Consider the following 21,057-nt stretch of genomic DNA (forward strand, 5'->3'; position numbering starts at 1 on the left):
ACACATACCTCATCCTATAGTTTTAATAAAAAAGGGGCTGTTGCAAAATAGCCATAATGAACTCTAAAACAGGACTGGATGTATTATTATACACCCAATCCTTTCAAAAGAGTAAATTAGCTATTTTGCAACAGCACCTTTTTTGATTATGATAATCCATCCTTAAGACCTTCAAAGTCAAGATAATCTTCTATGAATTGCTTTCGAAGCAGTTCAAGGGGAATGAACTCGTTGTACTTTCCATCAATCTGGACCTTGTCAGGTAATGGTAAGTCATATAGATTAAGATCACTATGAACAATATCATAGATGATGCTCTCCAGCTCCTCCTTCGATCCTTCAAAAAGCACTTCTAGATAAACACAAGTAATCCAAGGAAGCTTACTCTTAATTTTTCGATACCGTAAAGCATAATTCAAGGTCATTAATTGTCTTGTTCCCACCCAGGGAAAGATAGCATATTTTCTATCTGACAGTGGGGTCACGAGATTATCCAGTATTCCGCTGTTGCGGGCAATATATTGAATTTCAGCTAATCTGTCTCTGCAGCGGTCGCTTAAATATGGATAGGGTTCGTTCTCTTTTAAAACACTGCGCACCTTGCGGACAAGAACTGTATGAAGCTCGGCATTAAAGTCTACATTCCAGTCTACAACCGATACCCCGGGTACCTTTTTTACAAAGATAACTTTCGATTTTTCATTTACATCCACTGTCTCCCATGCTATACCTGCCAATGCAAAACGGGTACCAACCGGATAGACTTTATCAACTGTACCGATAGTTCGGTTCTCATCTTTTACCAGCAGATACTCCGGTGCCATAAATATTGTCAGAAATTTATGACTGTTTACGATTTTTTCTCCTTCTCTTCCGATAATCAATCCGCCATGCTCCGTCCGCTGCAGCTGATCTATGTTAATCATATGAGAAAGAAGCCATTTATAATCCTCTTGGGGAATGTTCTTAAAACAGCCTAAGGATAGAATGGACTGAGCCAGTCCTGCCGGTGACATCTCACCGTTGCTTTTTAGACAGCTCATTGTCTGGTGATACAAAAGATTATAAGCATGATTTTGGGGAGGAATGGGTTCTATCCAATGATCCTTTAAATATAGCTGTATAATGCTGATAGTCCGTATAAATTCCCAATTAATCGGTCCTAGAATATCTGCGGAATTTATCCTTATGCTTTCGACGAAGGTAAATAACAGCTGAGGGACCTGTCCGCGCCTGCCGCATCGGCCTAAACGCTGAGCAAAGCTGGAAACATTAAGAGGTGCTCCGACTTGAACGGCCTGGTCAAGAGAACCAATGTCGATACCTAACTCCAGTGTGACAGTAGCTCCCGTGACAATCTTCTCATCCGCAGATTTCATTTCATCTTCCGTATTTTCCCGCAACAACGCCGAAACATTACCATGGTGAACCCGATAAACATCCGGTGCTTTATTCTGTAATGCTATCTCCCGTATATGTGCAATGATAAACTCTGTCTCTTCCCTGCTATTAGTGAAAATAATCGTTTTTTTATCCAGTGTTTGTCTGAAAAGGTATTCGTAATGTTCCCGGTCACCTATATCTCCTGAGTTGACATCTACTACATTTCCACTCCCGTCTCTCGTAATAAGATCCCGCTCTTCGGCGTAATTAACAAAGCGCTCAATGTGAAGCCTTACACGCTTTTTCCCTTCTTCCACAATGGGAGCGGTGCAGTTTCGTCCGGTTCCGGTATTCAGCCAATTTACCGCCAGTGATATATCACCTAAAGTTGCAGATAAGCCAATCCTCCGGGGATTAACACCTGTCAATTGTTTAAGCCGCTCAAGAACACATAGTAATTGCAGCCCTCTGACATCCCGCATGAAGTAGTGGACCTCATCAATAATAACAAACCGCAAATCAGAGAACAAGGACAGGCAGGCACTGCGTTTATTGGTAATAAGGCTTTCTAAAGATTCCGGAGTGATTTGCAGCAGTCCTTCCGGATTTTTGATAAGCTTGTTCTTTTGAGTCTGAGAAGCATCCCCATGCCATTTAGTGACAGGAAGATTGGAATCCAGAAGCATCTGCTCCAGCCGTTTAAACTGATCATTGATCAAAGCCTTGAGCGGTGATATATAAAGGATTCCCACCGAGCTTGACGGTTTGTTATAAATCTCAGTAAGCACCGGCAGAAAAGCCGCTTCTGTCTTACCTGAAGCAGTTCCGGAAGACAAGAGTAAATTATCCTCTGTGTCAAAGATAACCTCACAGGCAGCAACCTGATTACCTCGCAATTCCTCCCACTTATTTTCATAAATAAAATCCTGAATAAAAGGTGCGAGCCTATTAAAAACATCCATAATCTTTATACCTCAAATTCCTGAAATTCACTGTGTATAATCTCATCGGATACTCCGCCTTTCGCCATTTCAAAGCTATTATCACCTAAAATCTCTGAAACTGTCTTCTGGGGATTCTGGTACAGGATGTTGATCAATTCAATAAAATCCCGGATAATCTCACGGGGAGTGATATGGGTCTGTGCACCGACACGATTATATTCTACCGTTAAGAAATAAACCAAGTCATCGTGGGACAGACCAGCTAAATAATTATAAAGCTGTGCATGGATATTTAAGAGTTTCTCAACGAGAATATACATCTCTTCCTGGGACAGCATCTGCAGCCGGATAATAGGAGCTGAAAGGTCCTTTATATCAGCAGTGGCAAAGTGTCCCTCTGCCAAGCGCGAACGTAATGCTTCATAGCTGAATACCCCTTTATACTTGTCCTCAATACATTGAGGCGTTCCCCCCATAAGAAAGCCAATATGCTTTGCTTTTCCTTGTAATACATCATTATACATGGTGAGGATTTTCTCATAATTATTAGCTCTGGTGATGGAATTCGGTATTTTAAAGATATTGACCAATTCGTCTATCACGACAAGCATTCCCTTATACCCTGCTCCTACTAAGAATGCGGCAAATATCTTTAAGAAATCATACCAGGTCTCATCATTGACAATGAAATTGATTCCAAGCTCATCCTTTGCTTCTTTCCTGGATGGATATTCTCCCCTAAACCATTTCAGCACATTTGATTTCAGCGCTGCATCGTCCTGCTTGTAAGCCTTCCAGTAAGTGACCACTGCTTTGGCGAATTCAAAGCCATTGACCATTCCTTCCAGGGAACTTGCAACGGCATAGATTTGTCTTTCCACCAGCTCATCAAATTCAACATCACTCACCCCCGGCTGTGCTTTGACAGCTGCTTGGATACCTGATATCCATTTTTCAAGTATCAACGGAAGTGCACCACCATCAGGCTTTGATTTGGTAGAAAGATTCTGAATCAATTCCTTATAAGTTGCCAGTCCCTGCCCTTTGGTACCGGCAAACCGGCGTTCAGGTGAAAGATCGGCATCAACAACCACAAAGCCTTTCGCTGTTGCATAATTTCTAATTGTTTGGAGTAAAAAGCTCTTCCCGCTGCCGTACTTTCCGACAATGAAACGAAAAGACGCACTGCCCTCTTCAATCATCTGAATATCATGAAGTATGGCAGCAATCTCCTGGGTTCGGCCTACCGTGATATATTCAAGGCCAACTCTTGGTACAACTCCGCCTTTTAAAGCATTGATTAATATGTTCGCTATTCTGTTCGGTACTTGACTTGCCATATTCATCCTATTAATTCCTTTACTTGTTCTTTATAATCATCATAAATAACGAATTCCTCATCCAAAAGGTTATCCCCCATGCAATCCATCGCCTTTTCGTTAATTCCATCAACCAACACCTCAAGCATAATACCGCATTCATCAGCGTATTTCTTTAATTCTGAGTTACTGTGTAACACCACCGATAACGCATCGATTTCAATCTCTGTTAACATACTTTTCAAACTTTCCCAAGGACCCAGCTGGGAAGTCTGAATTGTTTCAGTCAATAGTTCAGAAAGCATGTCCTCCTTCGCTGTAAAAGCGAAATCCAAGGGGTTTTGAACAGGAACAGCAGATAGAAGCTGTGCTTCTGGTTCCGGCACTATTAGTTTTTCCTGTGTGACAAGAGCTTCCTGCCTGATACGGGACAGTGCGGTCTGGTCCACGATTACAACCGTTTTCGTCATTTCTTTGTAGAACTCACCAACGGCATTATTAATAATATTTTCAAGAGATAAGCCTGCTTTTTTTAATTTGGTGACGGCTTCATGGTTAACCGTGTCGATATTAGCAGTGAGCTTATACTTATAGTTCGTAACCGTTCTTAAAGCTGCTTCCATCTGCTTCATAAGGTATCCAATCAGCTGCCGGCCGTTTTCGGATGTGATGACAGTACTAAAAGACCATTTATTTTTATTGCAAATATAGATTTCACTTTCTGAAAGCACAATCTGCCTGTCTGGCTGTTTCTTCCATGGATAAAACAATGCATCCTTAAAGGGCTTCCATTCGGTCATTTTCTTAGTGGGCTGAAATATCGCTTCTTCAAAATGGATTCCGTTATTTTCAAATGTCTGCCGAAGTTTCTTTATTAAAAAACAAAAACAATCCATAACGAGACTTACATTGTCACCGGCAAAAAAGGTGGATTTTCTAATATCGTATTTTGATACTGCACAAAACAGACTGAAACTGTCATCCATGCCGTCCATTTTGGGATAATGACGGGTTAGATTATTCTTCTGAATAAATTCTTTAAAAGAATGGGTCAAATCGTAGTAGATATGGTAATCCTTCAGCCATCTTAGTACATATTTATCAATAGACTTATTATAAACACTGAAAGCTTTCCAGAAAGACATCAGTTGATTAAGTCCATCCTGTGGATCGCTCACTCCAATGTTACCTAATAGCTCATAGAGATAAAGAAATGCATAAGATAAGGATATATCAGTGACCTTCCCTTTTCTAACCTCTGTACGCCAGGTAAAATAGGTCCGCAGCTGCTCGTAACCCATCATCTGGTAATATGGAAAGTACTGTGAAAATTGTGCATTTCCGGGATAATCATCTGTAACATCTTTCATAAAAACACCTTGTTTATAAAAGATTCTGGCATTATCCTGCTGAACCTGCCGATTATAAAATTTTGTATAGTCATAAGTGGAGCCGGATGTTCTGGCAAGCTCTCTCATTTGACTGAACAGCTCTCGCTTTTCGTCCTTTTCAGGGGCTTCTATTTTCTGAGACTTCATTACAAACTTACCGACTCCAGGCATCGGGCAGGAATCATATTCAATCTCGTAATAAGTCTCTCCTTCAAATGAAATAGGTTCTGCATTTTTTCTTTGAGGCCAGTCATTAGCAGTCCCCTCTCCCTGAACCTGCTGCCGCTCGGGGATTTTAACTGATTCATATTTTTTATTTATATTATATTCGTCCATGATTCCTCCCCAAAAAGCGGATTACTATCTTTATAAAAAAATTACCCAACAACTTTACCAAATACCTTAAATTCATCATGCTCTAAAATTGGAATTGGGTCATATTCAGGATTTAATGAAATCAGGTACCCCTTCCCAAGCTTTTTTAAATAGGTGTTATTATTTAAGCAAAAGATTCCAATCTCTCCCTCCTCCAGCGAAGGCTGCTCATGGATAAAGATTATTTGCTGATCTACAAAGCGGGGCATCATACTATTTCCGCTCACTCTTACTGCATAATCAGCTAAACTTGGAACCGTATTGTCAACCTCAATCATCTCATAAGAACTGCTGTCAAGATAATTACCGCGGCCGGCAGAGACGGGAATGTCATATAAGCATAAAAGTCTTTTACCGACAAAAGCCTGTCGTATGTCTGTCACCCGGCAGATATCACAAATAGCAAGAAATGCCTCAATGGTAGGTTTTGACACCCCGGTTTCCCACTTACTAATGGTATATGTTTTTACGTCAAACCCTCTTTCTTTTAGGAGTTCAACCATCTGTGCACGTGAAATTTTTGCGTTCTCTCGAACTTCTAATAATTTTTTCCCTAAGTTCATGTTGAACACCTCCAATATCAGTATACAATATTTCCTATTATATGCAACACCAAATCGCAGTATCTGCAACAATTATATCAATTAATTGCAGATTTTGCATAGCTAGTAGTCTAGTAGTATTACAATACTACCCATTACTATTCATATGGGATGCCTGTACAATGTAAATATTTTATCTGAAATATTTCATTTTCAATAGCATAATAAATTATCCAAGAATATGCATTTAAGAATAATAATAACAAATCCAGCAATAATAGTACTGAATTTATACAATATAAAAGGAGGTATATATATATATGATTCAATCAAATAGGAATCCATATATAAATCGGTATGATTAATATTTCAGAAAAAGAGCGTTTTCTAATTCAAGATTTACAAGACCAAGAGAAATTGTGTATTGATAAGTATACAAAGAATGAGAATTCTGCAAAAGATACCGAGTTAAAAAATCTATTTAACTCTATAAAGCAGGAAGAACAAAAACATTATGATTCCTTAGGGCAGCTCCTTAATGGAACAGTTCCAAGCGGAAACTCTGGCAACAAAGCCGGTAAAGAGTATAATCCAACTGCAACTTATGTTGGAAGCTTTAATCAGGCAGATAAAGACAATGATGAATTTTTATGTACGGATGCTATTACGACTGAGAAATATGTTGCTTCTGCTTATAATTTTGATCTTTTTCAATTTGGAAATTCTGATGTAAGAAAACTTCTGAATAACATAGAAACAGAAGAACAGGGTCATGCTGAAAGAATATATAAATATAAAACTGTTAATCAAATGGTATAATTACGAGAAACAAGGATTACAGTTTTTATGCTGTAATCCTTGAACTTTAAGTTTACTTAAATAGGCTTATGCCTATAGATTATTTTCTCTTAACCGGACGTAATACCTCATATCCGAGAACTTCGGGATAATGACGCTGGTAGGCTTGGCAAATTTCTTCATTCCATTGATATTTCTGACAATTAAAGCCTTCCGCCTCAATATCATAATTCCAGGCCAGGTCCTCTACCTGTTTCATAACCTCACCGTTATCTTTTAGATAATCGAAGGAAGGATGGAAAAAAACAAGATAATAGCTTGCAGGAAATTCTTTCATGGCAAACCCTTTAGGAATCTCACCATTATAATCAGGGGATACACCAAAACCATAAAAATATCTACGAACTCCATTTACATAATGCCATCCAGCCATATGACACCCAACAACAGGGTCTGATAAATGTCTCATACTCTCAATTATACCGGACACCTCATCACAATTATGCTTCATCCAGAAGTCACCATAGCCATTCGCCTCATCACTCCAGATACCAATATATTTATGTGCTGGAAGATACTCCATACGTACTTCGGCATTTTTTAGACATGTTTTATTCATCGTTCTTACTCCTTTATTATAAAATTCGGGAAGTAAAACATCTTGTATATTTGAAAGAACAATAGGTGTAGGCTTCCTTCTATATGCCGCTGGTGTACATCCAAAGGCATTAACAAAAGCTCTCGTCAGAGCTTCCTGAGAGGAATATCCGTATTTAATAGCTATATCAAGAATACGCTCGTTGGTATCGCGTATTTCAAGTGTGGCTTTTGTAAGTCTGCGTCCTGCAATATAGCTTTTAATCGTCATACCTACTATTTCATGAAACTTGGTTGAACAATAATATGGTGAGTACCCAATCTGCTCCGACATGTCAAGAAGTGATGGATTATCAGGTAAATTATCTTCCAGCCAATAGATCATTTTTTGTATTGCTTCATTCCATTCATGCAAGATAGTTCTCCTCCTTTCTTATGTAGGATACTAGATAAAGGCCTAAAAAATCTTGATATAAGTTGTGATTTTATCAAAAACGGAAAATACTACTTTCCTTCTTACCCCAAACCTCTAAAAATGGAGGCTGGTATTAAAATTCTAATTTTAAACCATCATATGCAATATGATATTTATTTACATTAGAGAGCATCTCCATGTTATCGTGTGTATCATTTCCTTCATGTGATATATGCGTAGCATAGATATATGATTTTTCATGAATAATCTTTCTCTCTCTCATCTCATGAATAATTTCAATGACTTGCCCGCTGTCTAAATGTCCTCCCTGATTATATCCGCTTCCATAGGTTTGATCCAAAACTACCAAATCAAGCTTATAGTCTTGGATAATGTTCCATGCATCTCGTGATAAATTAAGTAAATCAGTGCCATAAAACATATATTTACCTTTATGCCCGATAATATAGACCAGTGCTTCAATTCGTTTATCATGTTCGGAATCTATCGCTATTATTTCATATTCATTTATATCTTTTATATCCCCACTTTTTAATAGATGTAAATCATAATTCATATCCGTTTTCCAATAGATATCATAAATATTAAAAGATGGTTCATTTTCCTTGATCCAATGATTCATATCATTACATGTACCAGAAGAGCAAAAAATATCAAGATGAGCTAGATTTTTAGTTGCATATTCACTCCATCTTGTTATAAAATGTCCTGCATCAAAATGGTCTGAATGTGAATGAGTCTGAAGTAAATACTTCACATTGCTCAAATCAATATCATACATCTCTGCCTGGCTACATAAATCTGGCCCAAAATCAATTAACAGCTCTCTATTTATAATTGCAGAAGACCTTTTTCTTATATCCTTACCCTTTTTAACTCGAGCTTGTTGACATATACCGCAATTGCAAAATACTAACGGTACCGATGTGGCAGCTGCAGTCCCAAGAAATTGAAATTCCATTTGTTAACCTCACTAACTTCCTATAATTAGTTATGAAATATATGATAGCATACTATTTAATAATTAAAAGAAAGAATTCCCTATGTCATGTACATTTTTATAACTTTCTCATTTTCACATGGTATTTATTATCTATACTTCTATACTATGACTTTTATATTCAAGTCAGTCCGTGAGTGTTATCTGGTCGGTTGAATGGGTAAATATAATTTAAAACTATGAAATCCTCCTTCTCCAGATTTCGTAATATGCTCTTCAAGCCATTGATGTTCTCCATAATTATATTGTTGATTTTGCATTAACCAGTAATGTAACGATTTCCATACTTTATCAAGATTCGAATCCGGGCCGTACGTAGCCTCTGAGGTTGCATATAAACCACCATCATAATCTTTAATAACAATATCCTTATATTGCACTTCTGTTTTTATATGTTCAGATATGTCAGTAAGCATTGCCCATGTTTCATAACCAAATTCATTGCAATTCATCGGAAAAGGATTTATAAACCCGAAATACCTTGTATACGGCGGTAAATGATGATTTTGATCAATCATGAATTTTCCGAGTTCTCTTGTGGCGGGTAATTTTTTTGTAGCACCATATTGCTTTTGGTATTCATAAGACATTTGCCATCTGATAAGATTTCCCCACGCTTTTGAAATCTCTTTTTCTTGTTCTTGCCTGCTATTCTTTAATTTTATATTGCCATTAAAGGAATGGTAAGAAGCTACCTTCATTGGTTGCAATCTCTCGATTGATACAGGAATTGATAACAATTCTTCAAAAAAACAATCTTTAAAATTAAAAGGCTTGTAGATATCATCCAGCATTCCGTTATTCCGATATTTCAGTGGCGAAATGCCAAAGTATCCAGTAAATGCCCGATTAAATGTCTGTTGGGAACTGAAATTATAGTCTAAGGCTATATCAATAATTGTTTTTTTCGTATTAATGAGTTCTTCAGCTGCGCATGACAACTTACGTTTTCGAATATATGAAGTGATAGGCTCACCGACAAAATCCATAAATATTCTATGGAAATGAGGATAAGAATAATATGTGCTTTCAAGAACATCATCAATATAAACTTTATGGGTCAAATTATTTTCAATATATGCAATACATTGTTCAATCTTTTTTAGATAATCGACTTTCATGCTGTTTTCCTCCTTTATAACTTAATTATAGCACTTATTATCAGAATTTCTTTGCTCATTCTATCTTGTTATTCAAATATTCATTCTATATCCGAAAGACTTCATACGGTTGGATATGTTTATGTTTGTTTGCAACAGTTCAATTCGATTCTTACCATTGCTATTTTCCATTGAGTCACCTCTTTTATAACAGAAAAACAGACTACTATATTAGCTAGTCTGCATTTTTTATTTTAAATTGATATCTCATTGCTCACATATTAGTTTTTATAGTTTTGCGGATTATGTTTATAATCTTCTTTTATGGTTTCCACGATAAAATTGAAACCATTATATCTTGTCAGATAAACTAACTTGTTGCTGCAAAACATCAACACGTAAAATATTGCACATTTTTTCAGGTTCTTCAAAACAAGGACTGTGTGCAGAATTTTCAAAGGTGTAGAAACCTTTTATGGGAGCCTTTAGCGCTGTTGCAAATTCCTTTGCAACTACATAAGATGTTTGATAATCGTACCTACCTTGAAAAATATACACAGGTACCTGCAAGCAGGGTACCAGCTCAAATAAATCCATATAAATCATACGATCACACAAACATTTCAGAGAAAAACTGCTACCCTGCTGGAATTTGAACTTCTCACCTAAAGTATACCCCTTATATCGAAGCACAATTGCAACAAAGTCCAGCATTGATGGCATGCTCCGCATAACACCGATACCAAGCTTATTCATGCCTTCACTCCTCACTCCAACAAGATATTTTAAACTGATGTCGCCACCAGTTTCAATTGGAAACTTTTTTAATTGCCGTATCATTTTTTTGTCCTTTGACTTGCAAAATTCCTCCATCATATATGTATAAGCCAAACGTTCTGACCGCTCCTGTTGTGCTACTTGTCCAATGCCTATATAAGCATGAAAAAGCTCAGGCTGTTGTTTCACTGTAATCACTCCCAACAAAGAGCCCCATGAATGTCCCATGATATATATCTTTTCTTTTCCAAAGCGATTGCGTAAATAATGCGCCACCTCAATGGTATCCGAAACTAACTGTTCAAGTGTCATTTCTTTCGGAGTAATTTTACGGTTATAGGATATCCCGCTGCCTCTTTGTTCCCACCAGCAAACAGTAAATAGCTTTTCCAGACCGGTCGGGTATTTTTCAGCAAATGCAGCTTCGGGTGAGCCAGCTCCTCCATGTAAATATAGCAACACAGGGTTTTCAGTATTTTCGCTCTGCAAAAACATTCCTTGTTTTGACCCATTGATTTCTATAAAGAACTTTTCATTCATTTTTTACCTCGCGAATTAAAAATAATCTTCGTTACCATTTTCAATCTGTATTTCTCTCTTGTTTACAGAATTTGGCTTCTAAATAATTATACTACTTTATCTTTATTAATTCTACTTCCCATTATTCGATTCGCTCCAATATCTTCTAATACTCTTTCTACTAAATATTCCTCATATGGCCCACATATTTCAATAAATTCCAGATATACTGTATGCCCTTGAGCTTCTACAAATATAACAAGAGAACTGGGAAGCCTTGAAAAATCAAGACTTTCCAGTTCCTTATTTAAAGCCTTATGGTATATATAAAAATTATACCATGCATACTAAACTGTTAGATAGAGGTTTAAAACTCTTGTCATTTATCTATACACATTGCTGCATAATGTACAAATCTTATTTTTACCACTTTAATCCCAAAACAGTAGTATATAATTTTTGAAGATGCATTTTTTTACTTATAAATAATCCCAATTGTAATAACCAATATATAATTAATACTGATATCAAAGGTCTTATTAATCCCATTATAATACTTTCCGGTAAGACTTTATTAAAAATAAACCCTTCTATCAAAAAGTGAATTAAATAAATTGGCATTGTTATTTTTCCAATTTCCTGTATATATTTTACATTCTTAAGTAATTTTGAAACTTTAAATAGTATTACAAAGAAACCCATTTCAATCCAAATACTATAATTAGTCCAATAGGTATTACCCTTTTCAACCAAAATCATTACTATTAAAAGCAAAATGATAAATATGGTAATTATTTTCTTAGTTATATTTTTATATTTAAAATCCCATGAATTTATACTTTCAAATATATTCTTTTTCCTCATTAGTAAACCTAACGCAAAGAAACCGATCCAATTAAATATATTTAAATATGTTGAAAGATATATTAATTCAGATTGAACATTCGTTGATTTTAAAATCGAATATGGTCCAACATTTCCAGCAACTAAATACACATTGATTAAAGTACATAGGATTAAAATCACCTGAATTACACTCTTATTAGGTAATAACTGAAATATACATAGCAATAAAATATATATCGTTAAGAAATATAGATAAGTACCAAATCCCAAGAGCCATAAAATTATTTCTTTCAAGTTAAAATATAACCCTGTTGACGTAAATCTTGTACAATAAATTGCCAATCCCCAAATAATCCACGGTATTACTATAGTTTTAAGTTTTGCTTTTAACAGTTGCCATACATTTTCATATTTTTCTTTTCTAAAATAATAACCGGATATAATAAAGAAAATTATGACACCACATCTCCCAAAGGAATTAAATACTTTTACCACCGTATCGTTCGGAATCAGAGTGTATACAGAGTGGGCCATTACAACAGCTAAGATAGCAAAGAATTTTAGTACATAAAAAGTGTTATTAACATCTTTTGCTTGCATCCTAGTTACCTCTTATTCTTTCATTCGTTTAAGCTTATTATCAACTATCTTAAATAATTCCATAATACATTCATTTCATATCGATTATACGAAAATTATGTATTAAAAATCAAATAGTAATGATGCTATTCCTGCTTAAACATACAAAATAATGAAATAGTCATTAGATGTAAATTCCTCGATAATGAAGTGGAATAAAAACAATGAAGCTTCATGCGGCGAAAGGATTCTTTGTTATTTTGATTTTACATAATTATCCATGGGAGCACAGGCAAAACGGATGACCTGCAGGTTCAAGAAGAGTAATCCACTGAGGCTCCTAATCAGGCTGCCAATACTGAGTAGATGGTTTAGTTACTCCTAACGACTTGTTTTTTCTTCGATTAAACAGTTTAATGTCCACATAATAGTGCACATATTTTTATAAATTATTAGAAAATTTATTAGAAAAAGTCTTATCAAACTCAAGAACACTATTACGATTGAGGCTATCATCATATATTTGGGATTCATAAAACTTACCATGAACACCTTCAAGATAGCCCTTTTTGAGTTCCATTGCAAAAAAAGAAGAATAATTACCACCGCCACAATACTTGCACAATATATCCATCAGTAGTTTCTACACGAGCATTACTGTAAATAATATGACCAACTATCATATTGTCGCCTTCTGCAAAATAACTAAGGTCGGTTATTCCATCTTCTTCACGTAAGACATGAACCATCCAATGTTCAAAAGGACAGCCTATGCCTCCTCTTTCTACTCGTCCTGGATATGAGAATGCGGAACGTGTGATTTCTTCGACTTTACGAAAATCTTTTTCTTCTTCTAACCTTATTTTAATATTCAACATGTTTACCTCCAAGGTTGAGCCGAGTTATTCTATGCTTTTCCTCCAAAGTGATAATTCATTTTATATAAATTACTGTTTATCGATGTAAAAAAAGATAACAATCCAGTATCGCAGTTATTTTCCTCTTTAATGTATTTTCATTTATTGAGTTTTTAAAATCATAGGTATAGAAATAATTCCATGTCGATTTTTTTTTGTATCTATTACCTCAAACCCTAGTTTTTTATAAAATTCAACAGCGAACGGTGATGCATTTACTGTAATTATATGCTGACTATACTTTAATTCATCTACAAGTGCACTTCCTATACCATTCCTCAACATTGTACTATTTACATATAAGAGCATTATATGATTGGTTCTTCTAACAACCATAACTCCACATAACCGATTTTGATAATACGCTCCCCATATATAATTTGTTTCTTCTAGAACCATTTTAATAAACATTGGGTTTTTAATTACATCTCTTTCAAATGATTTTATTCCTTCATCATCACAATATTGAGCATCAAATTGTAGAAATGATTTCCAAATTAATTCTAATGCTTCTTCATAATCATCTTCTTTTATCAATTTTATTATATATTTCATCCCATTCCCCAATTTTATCCAGCAAAATTTTGAATTATCCATTTTATTCCATAAATTATATATTACATGTTTTATTATGTCAATCTAACTTCGTTTCTAAAGTGAAACTTATCGTTTTAGCTTAATACAATTATAGATAGGTAATAGATTAGCTGATAATGAATATATTAAATAAACACGCTATAATTCTTACTATTAAAGAGGTTAAATCATGTATATAAGAGATAAATATACAAATATGCTTATAAGACCATTTAACTTAGAGGATTACAAAATTTACTATATTTCCAAGGACAAGATCAGTCAATTCTGGTTTATCATTAATCAAGGAATCAATGATATGGCTAGTTTAGTAGGTGCTAATTTTATTTGGGATGCTCCTGAAGAAAGATCAGCAGAAAAACAAATAGAAATAATTACGAATGCCGCGAATAACGGTGCAAATGCTATGCTAATAGCTGCTCTCGATCCTGTAAAAGTATCCAGTGCGATACAATATGCAAAATCCTTAGGTGTTAAAATTATATATCTAGATACTCCTGCAGCTGAAGAAGGCATTATAACACTTGCTACTGATGATTACAGTGCTGGTGTTACGGCTGGTGAAAATATGATTATTGAATTAGCAGCAGCTGGACTTAGACAAGGCACAATAGGAATTGTTAGCGATTCCATAATGAGTACAAATACTAGAGAAAGAGTTAATGGTTTTCGTAGCGTATTAGCTCCTAATAGAAATTACAGACTGCTTAATACTCAATTTGGTCCAGACACAGCAAGTGCATTAAAAATAGCAGATAGTTATATTGCTAATAACCCGGATTTAGTTGGAATATTTGGTACCAATGAGGATACAACTATCGGTGTTGGGTATGCAATCAGTAAAAGTAGCACCACAATAGTTGGAATAGGATTCGATTTTCCACCTGAAACTCAGAAATTGATTGAGAATGGAAGCTTAAAAGCGGTTATGGTACAAAATCCATACACCATGGGATATCTAGGAATGGCAGAAACCATAGCAGCTTTAAAGGGTTTTGAAACAGGTCCGCCCTATCTTAATACTGGGGTATCCGTCCGAACAAGGTATACTAGTTAATGTTTTTATGCTAGAATTCAAGACAAAAAGAGAAAACTAACAAAAACCTTATAAATATAACAAACTAGTGAAATAAACAGTCCGATTATAAATATCTATATTGTTTTATAAGTCGATAGAAATTAGTAGCCAAAAAACAGGAAAGCTTGATTTTGATATGCTCCCCTTATGGTAGACAGTTAAAATAATAAAACTGTTATCATAGGAGGAGCATTTTCATGTCTAGGGAAAAATTCAGTAAAGAATTAAAACTTGAAGCAATAAAGGAGTATGTTTCAGGAGGAATATCATTATATAAGCTTGCCCAAAAGTATGGTTCAGGTTTTAAGACTGTTCAGAGATGGTATGATAATTATCAGAAGTTTGGAGAAGAAGCTTTTGAAGGAACTCATCACAGTCCGAATTATTCTGCAGACTTTAAGAAGCAGGTGGTTAATGAATATTTAGCAGGCGGCACATCTTATAAAGAGGTGGCATTGAAATACGGAATTTATGCACCAACTACTGTACTTAAATGGGTTAAGCAGTATAATAATCATGTAGAACTTACCGATTCTCGATTAGAAGGAGTGTTTCACATGGTTAATGGCAATGGCCGCAAAACAACACTGGAAGAAAAAACTAAAATCGTAGAGGATTGCACTCAGAATCAATATAATTATGCAGAGACTGCTAAGAAATATGATGTTTCTTATCAACAGGTTTATTCCTGGGTACATCGCTATAAGGAAAAGGGATTAAGTGGCTTAGCTGACCGACGAGGAAAAAAGAAGCCAGAAGAAGAAATGACGGAACTTGATAAACTGCGACTAGAGAACCGAATGCTGAAGGCTCAAGCGATAAATCAGCAGATGGAGATAGATTTCTTAAAAAAACTCGAAGAAGTCGAGAGGAGGCGATTTTAGAAAAAAAACAGCACATAGCAACTTATTATGCAATCCAAGAACTCTTGGCAGAAGGAAAAGGATATTCTCTTTCTTCACTATGTCAGTTAGGGAAAATAAGCCGTTCTGCTTATTATAAATGGTTGAACCACGAAGATAACCCAAATGATAAGCTAAACAAAGAGCTGGCAGAACGCATTGAGGCAATTCATGACAAACATCCCGATATGGGTTATCGCAGAATCCGTGATTCACTTGAGCATGATGATAATATCAATGTCAATGATAAAAGAGTACTTCGTATATGCAGGAAGAAAAAGATCCGATCAAACTTAAAATATCGGAACAATGGTTGCACAAAATCAGCGGCTGATCCTGCTTATACGGCTGAAAATATCCTGAACCGTGAATTTAACGCTGGCAGCTCCAATGAAAAATGGGTAACTGATGTCACTGAATTTAAGTATGGGACAAGCATTGATCACATACGTAAACTATATTTAAGTGTAATACTTGATCTTTGCGACCGTCGTCCTGTTGCCTATATTATTAATGATCATAATGATAATAAACTTGTATTTGACACGTTTGACGATGCTCTCGTTGCTAATCCCGGAGCACATCCTCTGCTTCATAGCGATCGTGGGTATCAGTATACCTCTAAAGTATTTCATCAAAAGCTGGTCGATGCTGGCATGACACAAAGTATGTCCCGTGTCGCACACTGTATAGATAATGGTCCAATGGAAGGATTCTGGGGAATCCTCAAACGAGAGATGTATTACGGTAAGAAATTCCATACCAGAGAAGCACTTGTTAATGCAATCACTGAATATATGGATTATTACACAAATAAACGACCTCAAAGAAAGTTAGGGGTATTAACGCCAATGGAATATCACCAAAAACTATTATTAGCTGCATGAAAAATGCTGCCCTTTCATTGGGCAGCATATCAAAAAAATTTTTTGTTTTTTCAATTGTCTACTTGACGGGAAGCACACCATTTTACTAGCTTTCCTGCCCTTTTTTATTAAGGATTCGAACAAATCCCCGCAAGCACAAATACTGACATATAGAAGTATGTTTGCACACATAAGGCATCTTTTCTCATTATGCTAAATTTGATTAATTTAAGTTCAGAGTCTTTTTTCCCAGAAGAAATAGGTTGAACTAACCTTAAAACCAATTTTATAATAGAATTCCTGATTTGAAATAACAATTGCTCTTTTTGCACCCAATTTACTGCATCTTTTCATCGATTCATATACTGCTACCTTTGCCAAACCCTTATTTCGATACTCCGGCACTGCGCACACAGGTTCAATATACGCAGTCTTTTCACCTTCCTCATACCACATACCACAATGTGCAACATAATCACCATCTGGGGTTTTGATAAATACGGATAGTTCTTCCTTCCAATTTTCTCTCAATGGCTTATCATAATCATTATCAAAAATAGGTGGTTCTCCCTCGTTCTCAAAACCATTCCAGATAACTCTAACATATTTATTAATATCTTTCTCATCCTTACAACTCGTAAGCGAAAAACCATCGGGTAACGAATATGAAAAATCTTCTTCCATAAAGTCATATTCAAGAATTACTTCTTGATTGTCAGTCTTACAATACCCCAAAGACTTTAATAAATCTTTTTGAATATTATCTTCGCAATAAACTATAATACTTAATTTACCTTCGGAAGCAATATTTTGTTCTGCAAATTCAACCATCTCCTTTAATAATTCATAATTGTCCGGTTTACAAATTAAATATGCTTCACCCACTCTCATATCATGAGTTGTAATTCCAACAATCTTATTATCCTCTTTCCATAAACCTATCATTTTTAGCATATCATCATGAAAATTTGGGTGTCCCATTAGCCATCCCCATCGTGCCCAATGCCAATTTTCATATGCCTTAGCACTTGTTAGTTCTTTCAGAAATTCTCTAACAAGTGTAAAATTTTCAAGTAAATTTACATTTTCAGTATAGTATTCTAACTTCATTCTTATCCCCCACTTTTAAATCGTGATAAAGAGCAAATTAATTTACTGCAAAATAAAATTAACAAAATTATACTATTCTATGAATTCGAATTCTACCCTCTCGAGAAAATACTGATAGAAAGGGACTTTCCCGTATTCTACTCAAAATCAAATAACAATTAATCTAATAGAATTGTGAAGCTATAGATAAATATTGCAAATCAATATAGAATTCTTATCACACATAGTTATTTATTTCTTTCAGTCCTATTTCACGTATATCATCTAATTCTTCAACTGTCATTAATCCAGCTTCATAAAGGTTTAAATATTCCTGTGAAACGGTTTGATTAAAAATTAATAAATCATCTGTATTAATCGTTACCGGTATTCCATAATCATACAATTTTCTTATAGGGTGAACATCATATCCTTTTACAACCCCCAGCATTACATTGCTTGAGGGGCAAATGTTTAATTGAACCCGGTTATCAGCTAACCATTTCATAATAAAAGGAGATGTTACCGCTGCAACTCCATGATGTACTTCATCAAGCTCTAATTCTTCGACAGCCTCCATCACATCATTAGCAGTGCCAACCTCACCTACATGCGCTTTCAGTCGAAGTCCAGAATCTTTCGCTTTTCTGTATATCTTTTTAAAATTCTTTATCGGTTGAGCAAGTTCATCATTACAAATATCAAGGGACTTAAACCATTGAAATGACAATATTTCATCAAGTCGCGAATAGGCACTATCAACATCACAACAAGCTCGGTTGAAGGTTAATTCAGGTAAAAATATCGTTGAAGGAGCTAACCTTTGCTTGAAAGTGTTCATCGTCTGTATGAATAAACCTAAATCCATACCACCAATTTTATTAGCTTCATCCGTCTCGAAACTCATTGCCAATACATGTATATTATCATCATAAGCTTGTACGAAAGCTGCCTCAAGGCGCTTTAAATAAGAACAATGAACTTTTATGTTATCAGTAAACCAAGAATACATATGGAACATAGATTCAAATACAGCTGGAGGCTGGTCGATTTTTATATTAGTCTGGGAGGCGATATAGTTAACATTCCCTCCGCACCCAGCATGATTATGTAAATCACTCTTGGGAATAGAACTTAACTCTAAAAGATTATGATTTTGTAAACATGTTTTGAATTCATGTATCATTTCCACACCTCGCGTTATATGATTCTTTTTTGTATTGTCCAACATATTCCAATAAAGGTAAAACATCACATTTTGCTAAAAAATGTATGGTCTATGCTAATGAGTGGGTTGGAAAGCAGGAAAACTCTCTCTGCAAGTACACAGAAGTTAGTAGCTAGTTCCCTCGCCAATATCTTTGGATGTTCTACCGCTAAATTTATAAGAACAGATGAAAGATTAAGAGCGAATATTTAAAAGTCGATTAAGATGTGCAGAACTTTCCTCTTTGCTGCAAGCTTACGGATAATCCCATTATCACGCACAGAATTGTGGATTGCATCTATGTACAGTACTGGATATACCTCTGAAAGAGGGCGATGTGCTTAAACTGAACGTTCTATTAATTTCACGACTTTTTCTTTTGATATATTTAACTCTCTTCCAATTTCCTCGATTAAGCTATCCGAAATCACCATTCCTTTGCATTGATGCCATTGTATCTCTGATTCTACATATGATTCTTGCGCATTTTCAAAAGATTCTTCATCTTTATAAATAATCATATCAGTTTCTAAATTTAAAAATTTTCTGCAGAAATCTCTTACAACGATATCTATTACATTTTTATCAATGCCTTCACAGGGATACCATGTTTCAATAGAACGTGGTTTTATTTTTAATGCGTTTCGCTCTGCTTCATATGGAACTTCAAAGAAATCTTTATCATTAGGTTTGTCATAATAATAGTGATAGATAGTATCGTTGTCCGCTAAAAATCCTTCAATCTTATTAACAAATTCAAGTTCCTCATCATCTTCTTTTAATTCCTCTAACCCATTACGGAAGTATGCTTTAGTACATATGCATGTCCACGCTAATTTCCTGAAACCTTTCCCCCATTTTTCATAAATTATAACATCTTCCCAATCTGTTAAATTTTTAAAATTATAGATACCCCACCAATAATCAAGGTGACTAATTTCTATATAAACACTTTTCTTTTTCATTTAAAACCTCTTTCAAAAAACATAAGATATTTAATTAAACCAAATGTTCCTTAAATGTCTTATAAAACATCTGGTTCAGTTTCGAATAAATATCGTCTACCAATATCAACAAGTTCAAAACCAACACTTATAGTTAATTCCCTTTTTGATAAAAATATTTATCTGATTTTTGTATCATAAATAGCATAGAAGTTATCTTCACTGAAATTTACCATTAATATAATTATACTTTTAATAATGATATGAAGTCAATGAATACTGTAAATAAGTGTATTTTCTACACTTTCACAAAGTGTACGCATTCAATATTAAACATGAAAACGGTTGCTCGTTATACCTACGAGTAAAACGGTTATCTTGTCTTTTTTTCAAATATCTCATAAGGTCTTGGTCTTATAGGCAAGATTCTGCTCGATTTCATTGTACAAACCTAATATGTCATAATCCGAATTAAGACCTATTGCATACATAAATGGATATTGCACACATCCTGCACACATGTTTTTCAACAATAAAAAATCGCTAACCCTTAAATTATAAGGATTAGCGACCATTCTTCAATAAGCGCGATTCTTTTGTGTATAGTCCAACATATTCCAATAACGGTTACACATCGCATTTATATATGGATAAACGGTTATTGAAATTTTTTCATATATAGAACAAGTGATTCAATCATATTCTTAGCATCAAAGACGAAAGGAGAAACAAATCTTCTGCGATAAAGAAGGCAGAACAGTGTACTCAAATCCTATAAATTGAAAAATCCCTAGAAGCCTTGATTTCTCAAAATTCCTAAGGAAAATAGTTAAACGCGAGACGGGATTTGA

General features: G+C 35.0%; 18 protein-coding genes. 4 read left to right on the forward strand and 14 right to left on the reverse strand.

From position 1 onward, the window contains the following. Positions 1-146 precede the first annotated feature (146 nt). Genes bsdcttw_RS18810 through bsdcttw_RS18825 form a run of 4 tightly spaced genes read right to left on the reverse strand, consistent with a single transcriptional unit; the run spans position 147 to position 5,975 of the window. Entirely contained in the window at positions 147-2,345 is a 2,199-nt protein-coding gene (locus tag bsdcttw_RS18810) for a DEAD/DEAH box helicase (protein ID WP_185256352.1), read from the reverse strand. Positions 2,346-2,350: 5 nt separating this feature from the next. Next, entirely contained in the window at positions 2,351-3,673 is a 1,323-nt protein-coding gene (locus bsdcttw_RS18815; RefSeq protein ID WP_197979805.1) for an ATP-binding protein, read from the reverse strand. Continuing rightward, entirely contained in the window at positions 3,670-5,373 is a 1,704-nt protein-coding gene (locus tag bsdcttw_RS18820; protein ID WP_185256354.1) for a TerB N-terminal domain-containing protein, read from the reverse strand. Before bsdcttw_RS18820 ends, bsdcttw_RS18815 begins: the two co-directional genes overlap by 4 nt. A gap of 41 nt (positions 5,374-5,414) precedes the next feature. Then, complete coding sequence (locus bsdcttw_RS18825; RefSeq protein ID WP_185256355.1) at positions 5,415-5,975, reverse strand: XRE family transcriptional regulator; 561 nt, start codon at positions 5,973-5,975, stop codon at positions 5,415-5,417. A 336-nt stretch (positions 5,976-6,311) separates the two neighbouring features. Between bsdcttw_RS18825 and bsdcttw_RS18830 the strand changes: the two genes are divergently transcribed. Next, positions 6,312-6,773 carry a ferritin-like domain-containing protein gene (locus bsdcttw_RS18830; protein ID WP_330602254.1) on the forward strand — a complete coding sequence of 154 codons (462 nt, stop codon included), beginning with the start codon at positions 6,312-6,314 and terminating at the stop codon, positions 6,771-6,773. Between the two features lie 79 nt (positions 6,774-6,852). On the opposite strand, the gene bsdcttw_RS18835 is transcribed toward bsdcttw_RS18830, so the two are convergent. From bsdcttw_RS18835 to bsdcttw_RS18870, 7 genes are all read right to left on the reverse strand, one after another. Beyond that, on the reverse strand, positions 6,853-7,764 hold the full coding sequence (locus tag bsdcttw_RS18835; protein ID WP_185256356.1) for a helix-turn-helix domain-containing protein: 912 nt from the start codon (positions 7,762-7,764) through the stop codon (positions 6,853-6,855). A 133-nt stretch (positions 7,765-7,897) separates the two neighbouring features. Further along, a complete protein-coding gene (locus bsdcttw_RS18840; protein WP_185256357.1) occupies positions 7,898-8,746 on the reverse strand; it encodes an MBL fold metallo-hydrolase in 849 nt (282 codons plus the stop codon). Positions 8,747-8,925: 179 nt separating this feature from the next. Then, positions 8,926-9,906, reverse strand: coding sequence for a helix-turn-helix domain-containing protein (locus bsdcttw_RS18845; protein WP_185256358.1), 981 nt, complete (start codon positions 9,904-9,906; stop codon positions 8,926-8,928). A 330-nt stretch (positions 9,907-10,236) separates the two neighbouring features. Beyond that, entirely contained in the window at positions 10,237-11,202 is a 966-nt protein-coding gene (locus bsdcttw_RS18850; protein WP_185256359.1) for an alpha/beta fold hydrolase, read from the reverse strand. Between the two features lie 402 nt (positions 11,203-11,604). After that, positions 11,605-12,627: an acyltransferase family protein gene (locus bsdcttw_RS18855; protein ID WP_185256360.1), complete on the reverse strand. Its 1,023-nt coding sequence runs from the start codon at positions 12,625-12,627 to the stop codon at positions 11,605-11,607. A gap of 578 nt (positions 12,628-13,205) precedes the next feature. Then, the gene (locus bsdcttw_RS18865) at positions 13,206-13,484 is read right to left on the reverse strand and encodes a hypothetical protein (protein WP_185256362.1); all 279 of its coding nucleotides are present in this window, start codon (positions 13,482-13,484) and stop codon (positions 13,206-13,208) included. A 141-nt stretch (positions 13,485-13,625) separates the two neighbouring features. Next, positions 13,626-14,078, reverse strand: coding sequence for a GNAT family N-acetyltransferase (locus tag bsdcttw_RS18870; RefSeq protein WP_185256363.1), 453 nt, complete (start codon positions 14,076-14,078; stop codon positions 13,626-13,628). Between the two features lie 211 nt (positions 14,079-14,289). Here bsdcttw_RS18870 and bsdcttw_RS18875 point away from each other — a divergent pair, with 211 nt between their 5' ends. From bsdcttw_RS18875 to bsdcttw_RS18885, 3 genes are all read left to right on the forward strand, one after another. Continuing rightward, positions 14,290-15,177: a substrate-binding domain-containing protein gene (locus bsdcttw_RS18875; RefSeq protein ID WP_185256364.1), complete on the forward strand. Its 888-nt coding sequence runs from the start codon at positions 14,290-14,292 to the stop codon at positions 15,175-15,177. A gap of 218 nt (positions 15,178-15,395) precedes the next feature. After that, positions 15,396-16,082 (forward strand): helix-turn-helix domain-containing protein, encoded by a 687-nt coding sequence (locus tag bsdcttw_RS18880; protein WP_185256365.1) that lies wholly within the window; start codon positions 15,396-15,398, stop codon positions 16,080-16,082. 32 nt (positions 16,083-16,114) lie between these two features. Further along, on the forward strand, positions 16,115-16,987 hold the full coding sequence (locus bsdcttw_RS18885) for an IS3 family transposase (protein ID WP_230989144.1): 873 nt from the start codon (positions 16,115-16,117) through the stop codon (positions 16,985-16,987). A gap of 213 nt (positions 16,988-17,200) precedes the next feature. Here bsdcttw_RS18885 and bsdcttw_RS18890 read toward each other — a convergent pair whose 3' ends face one another. From bsdcttw_RS18890 to bsdcttw_RS18900, 3 genes are all read right to left on the reverse strand, one after another. Next, positions 17,201-18,076, reverse strand: a complete 876-nt coding sequence (locus bsdcttw_RS18890) for a GNAT family N-acetyltransferase (protein WP_185256366.1) — start codon at positions 18,074-18,076, stop codon at positions 17,201-17,203. 217 nt (positions 18,077-18,293) lie between these two features. Next, complete coding sequence (locus tag bsdcttw_RS18895; protein WP_185256367.1) at positions 18,294-19,241, reverse strand: adenosine deaminase; 948 nt, start codon at positions 19,239-19,241, stop codon at positions 18,294-18,296. Between the two features lie 362 nt (positions 19,242-19,603). After that, the gene (locus bsdcttw_RS18900) at positions 19,604-20,227 is read right to left on the reverse strand and encodes a hypothetical protein (protein WP_185256368.1); all 624 of its coding nucleotides are present in this window, start codon (positions 20,225-20,227) and stop codon (positions 19,604-19,606) included. Between the last annotated feature and the right edge of the window lie 830 nt (positions 20,228-21,057).

The organism is Anaerocolumna chitinilytica (assembly GCF_014218355.1).
Lineage (GTDB): Bacteria > Bacillota > Clostridia > Lachnospirales > Lachnospiraceae > Anaerocolumna > Anaerocolumna chitinilytica.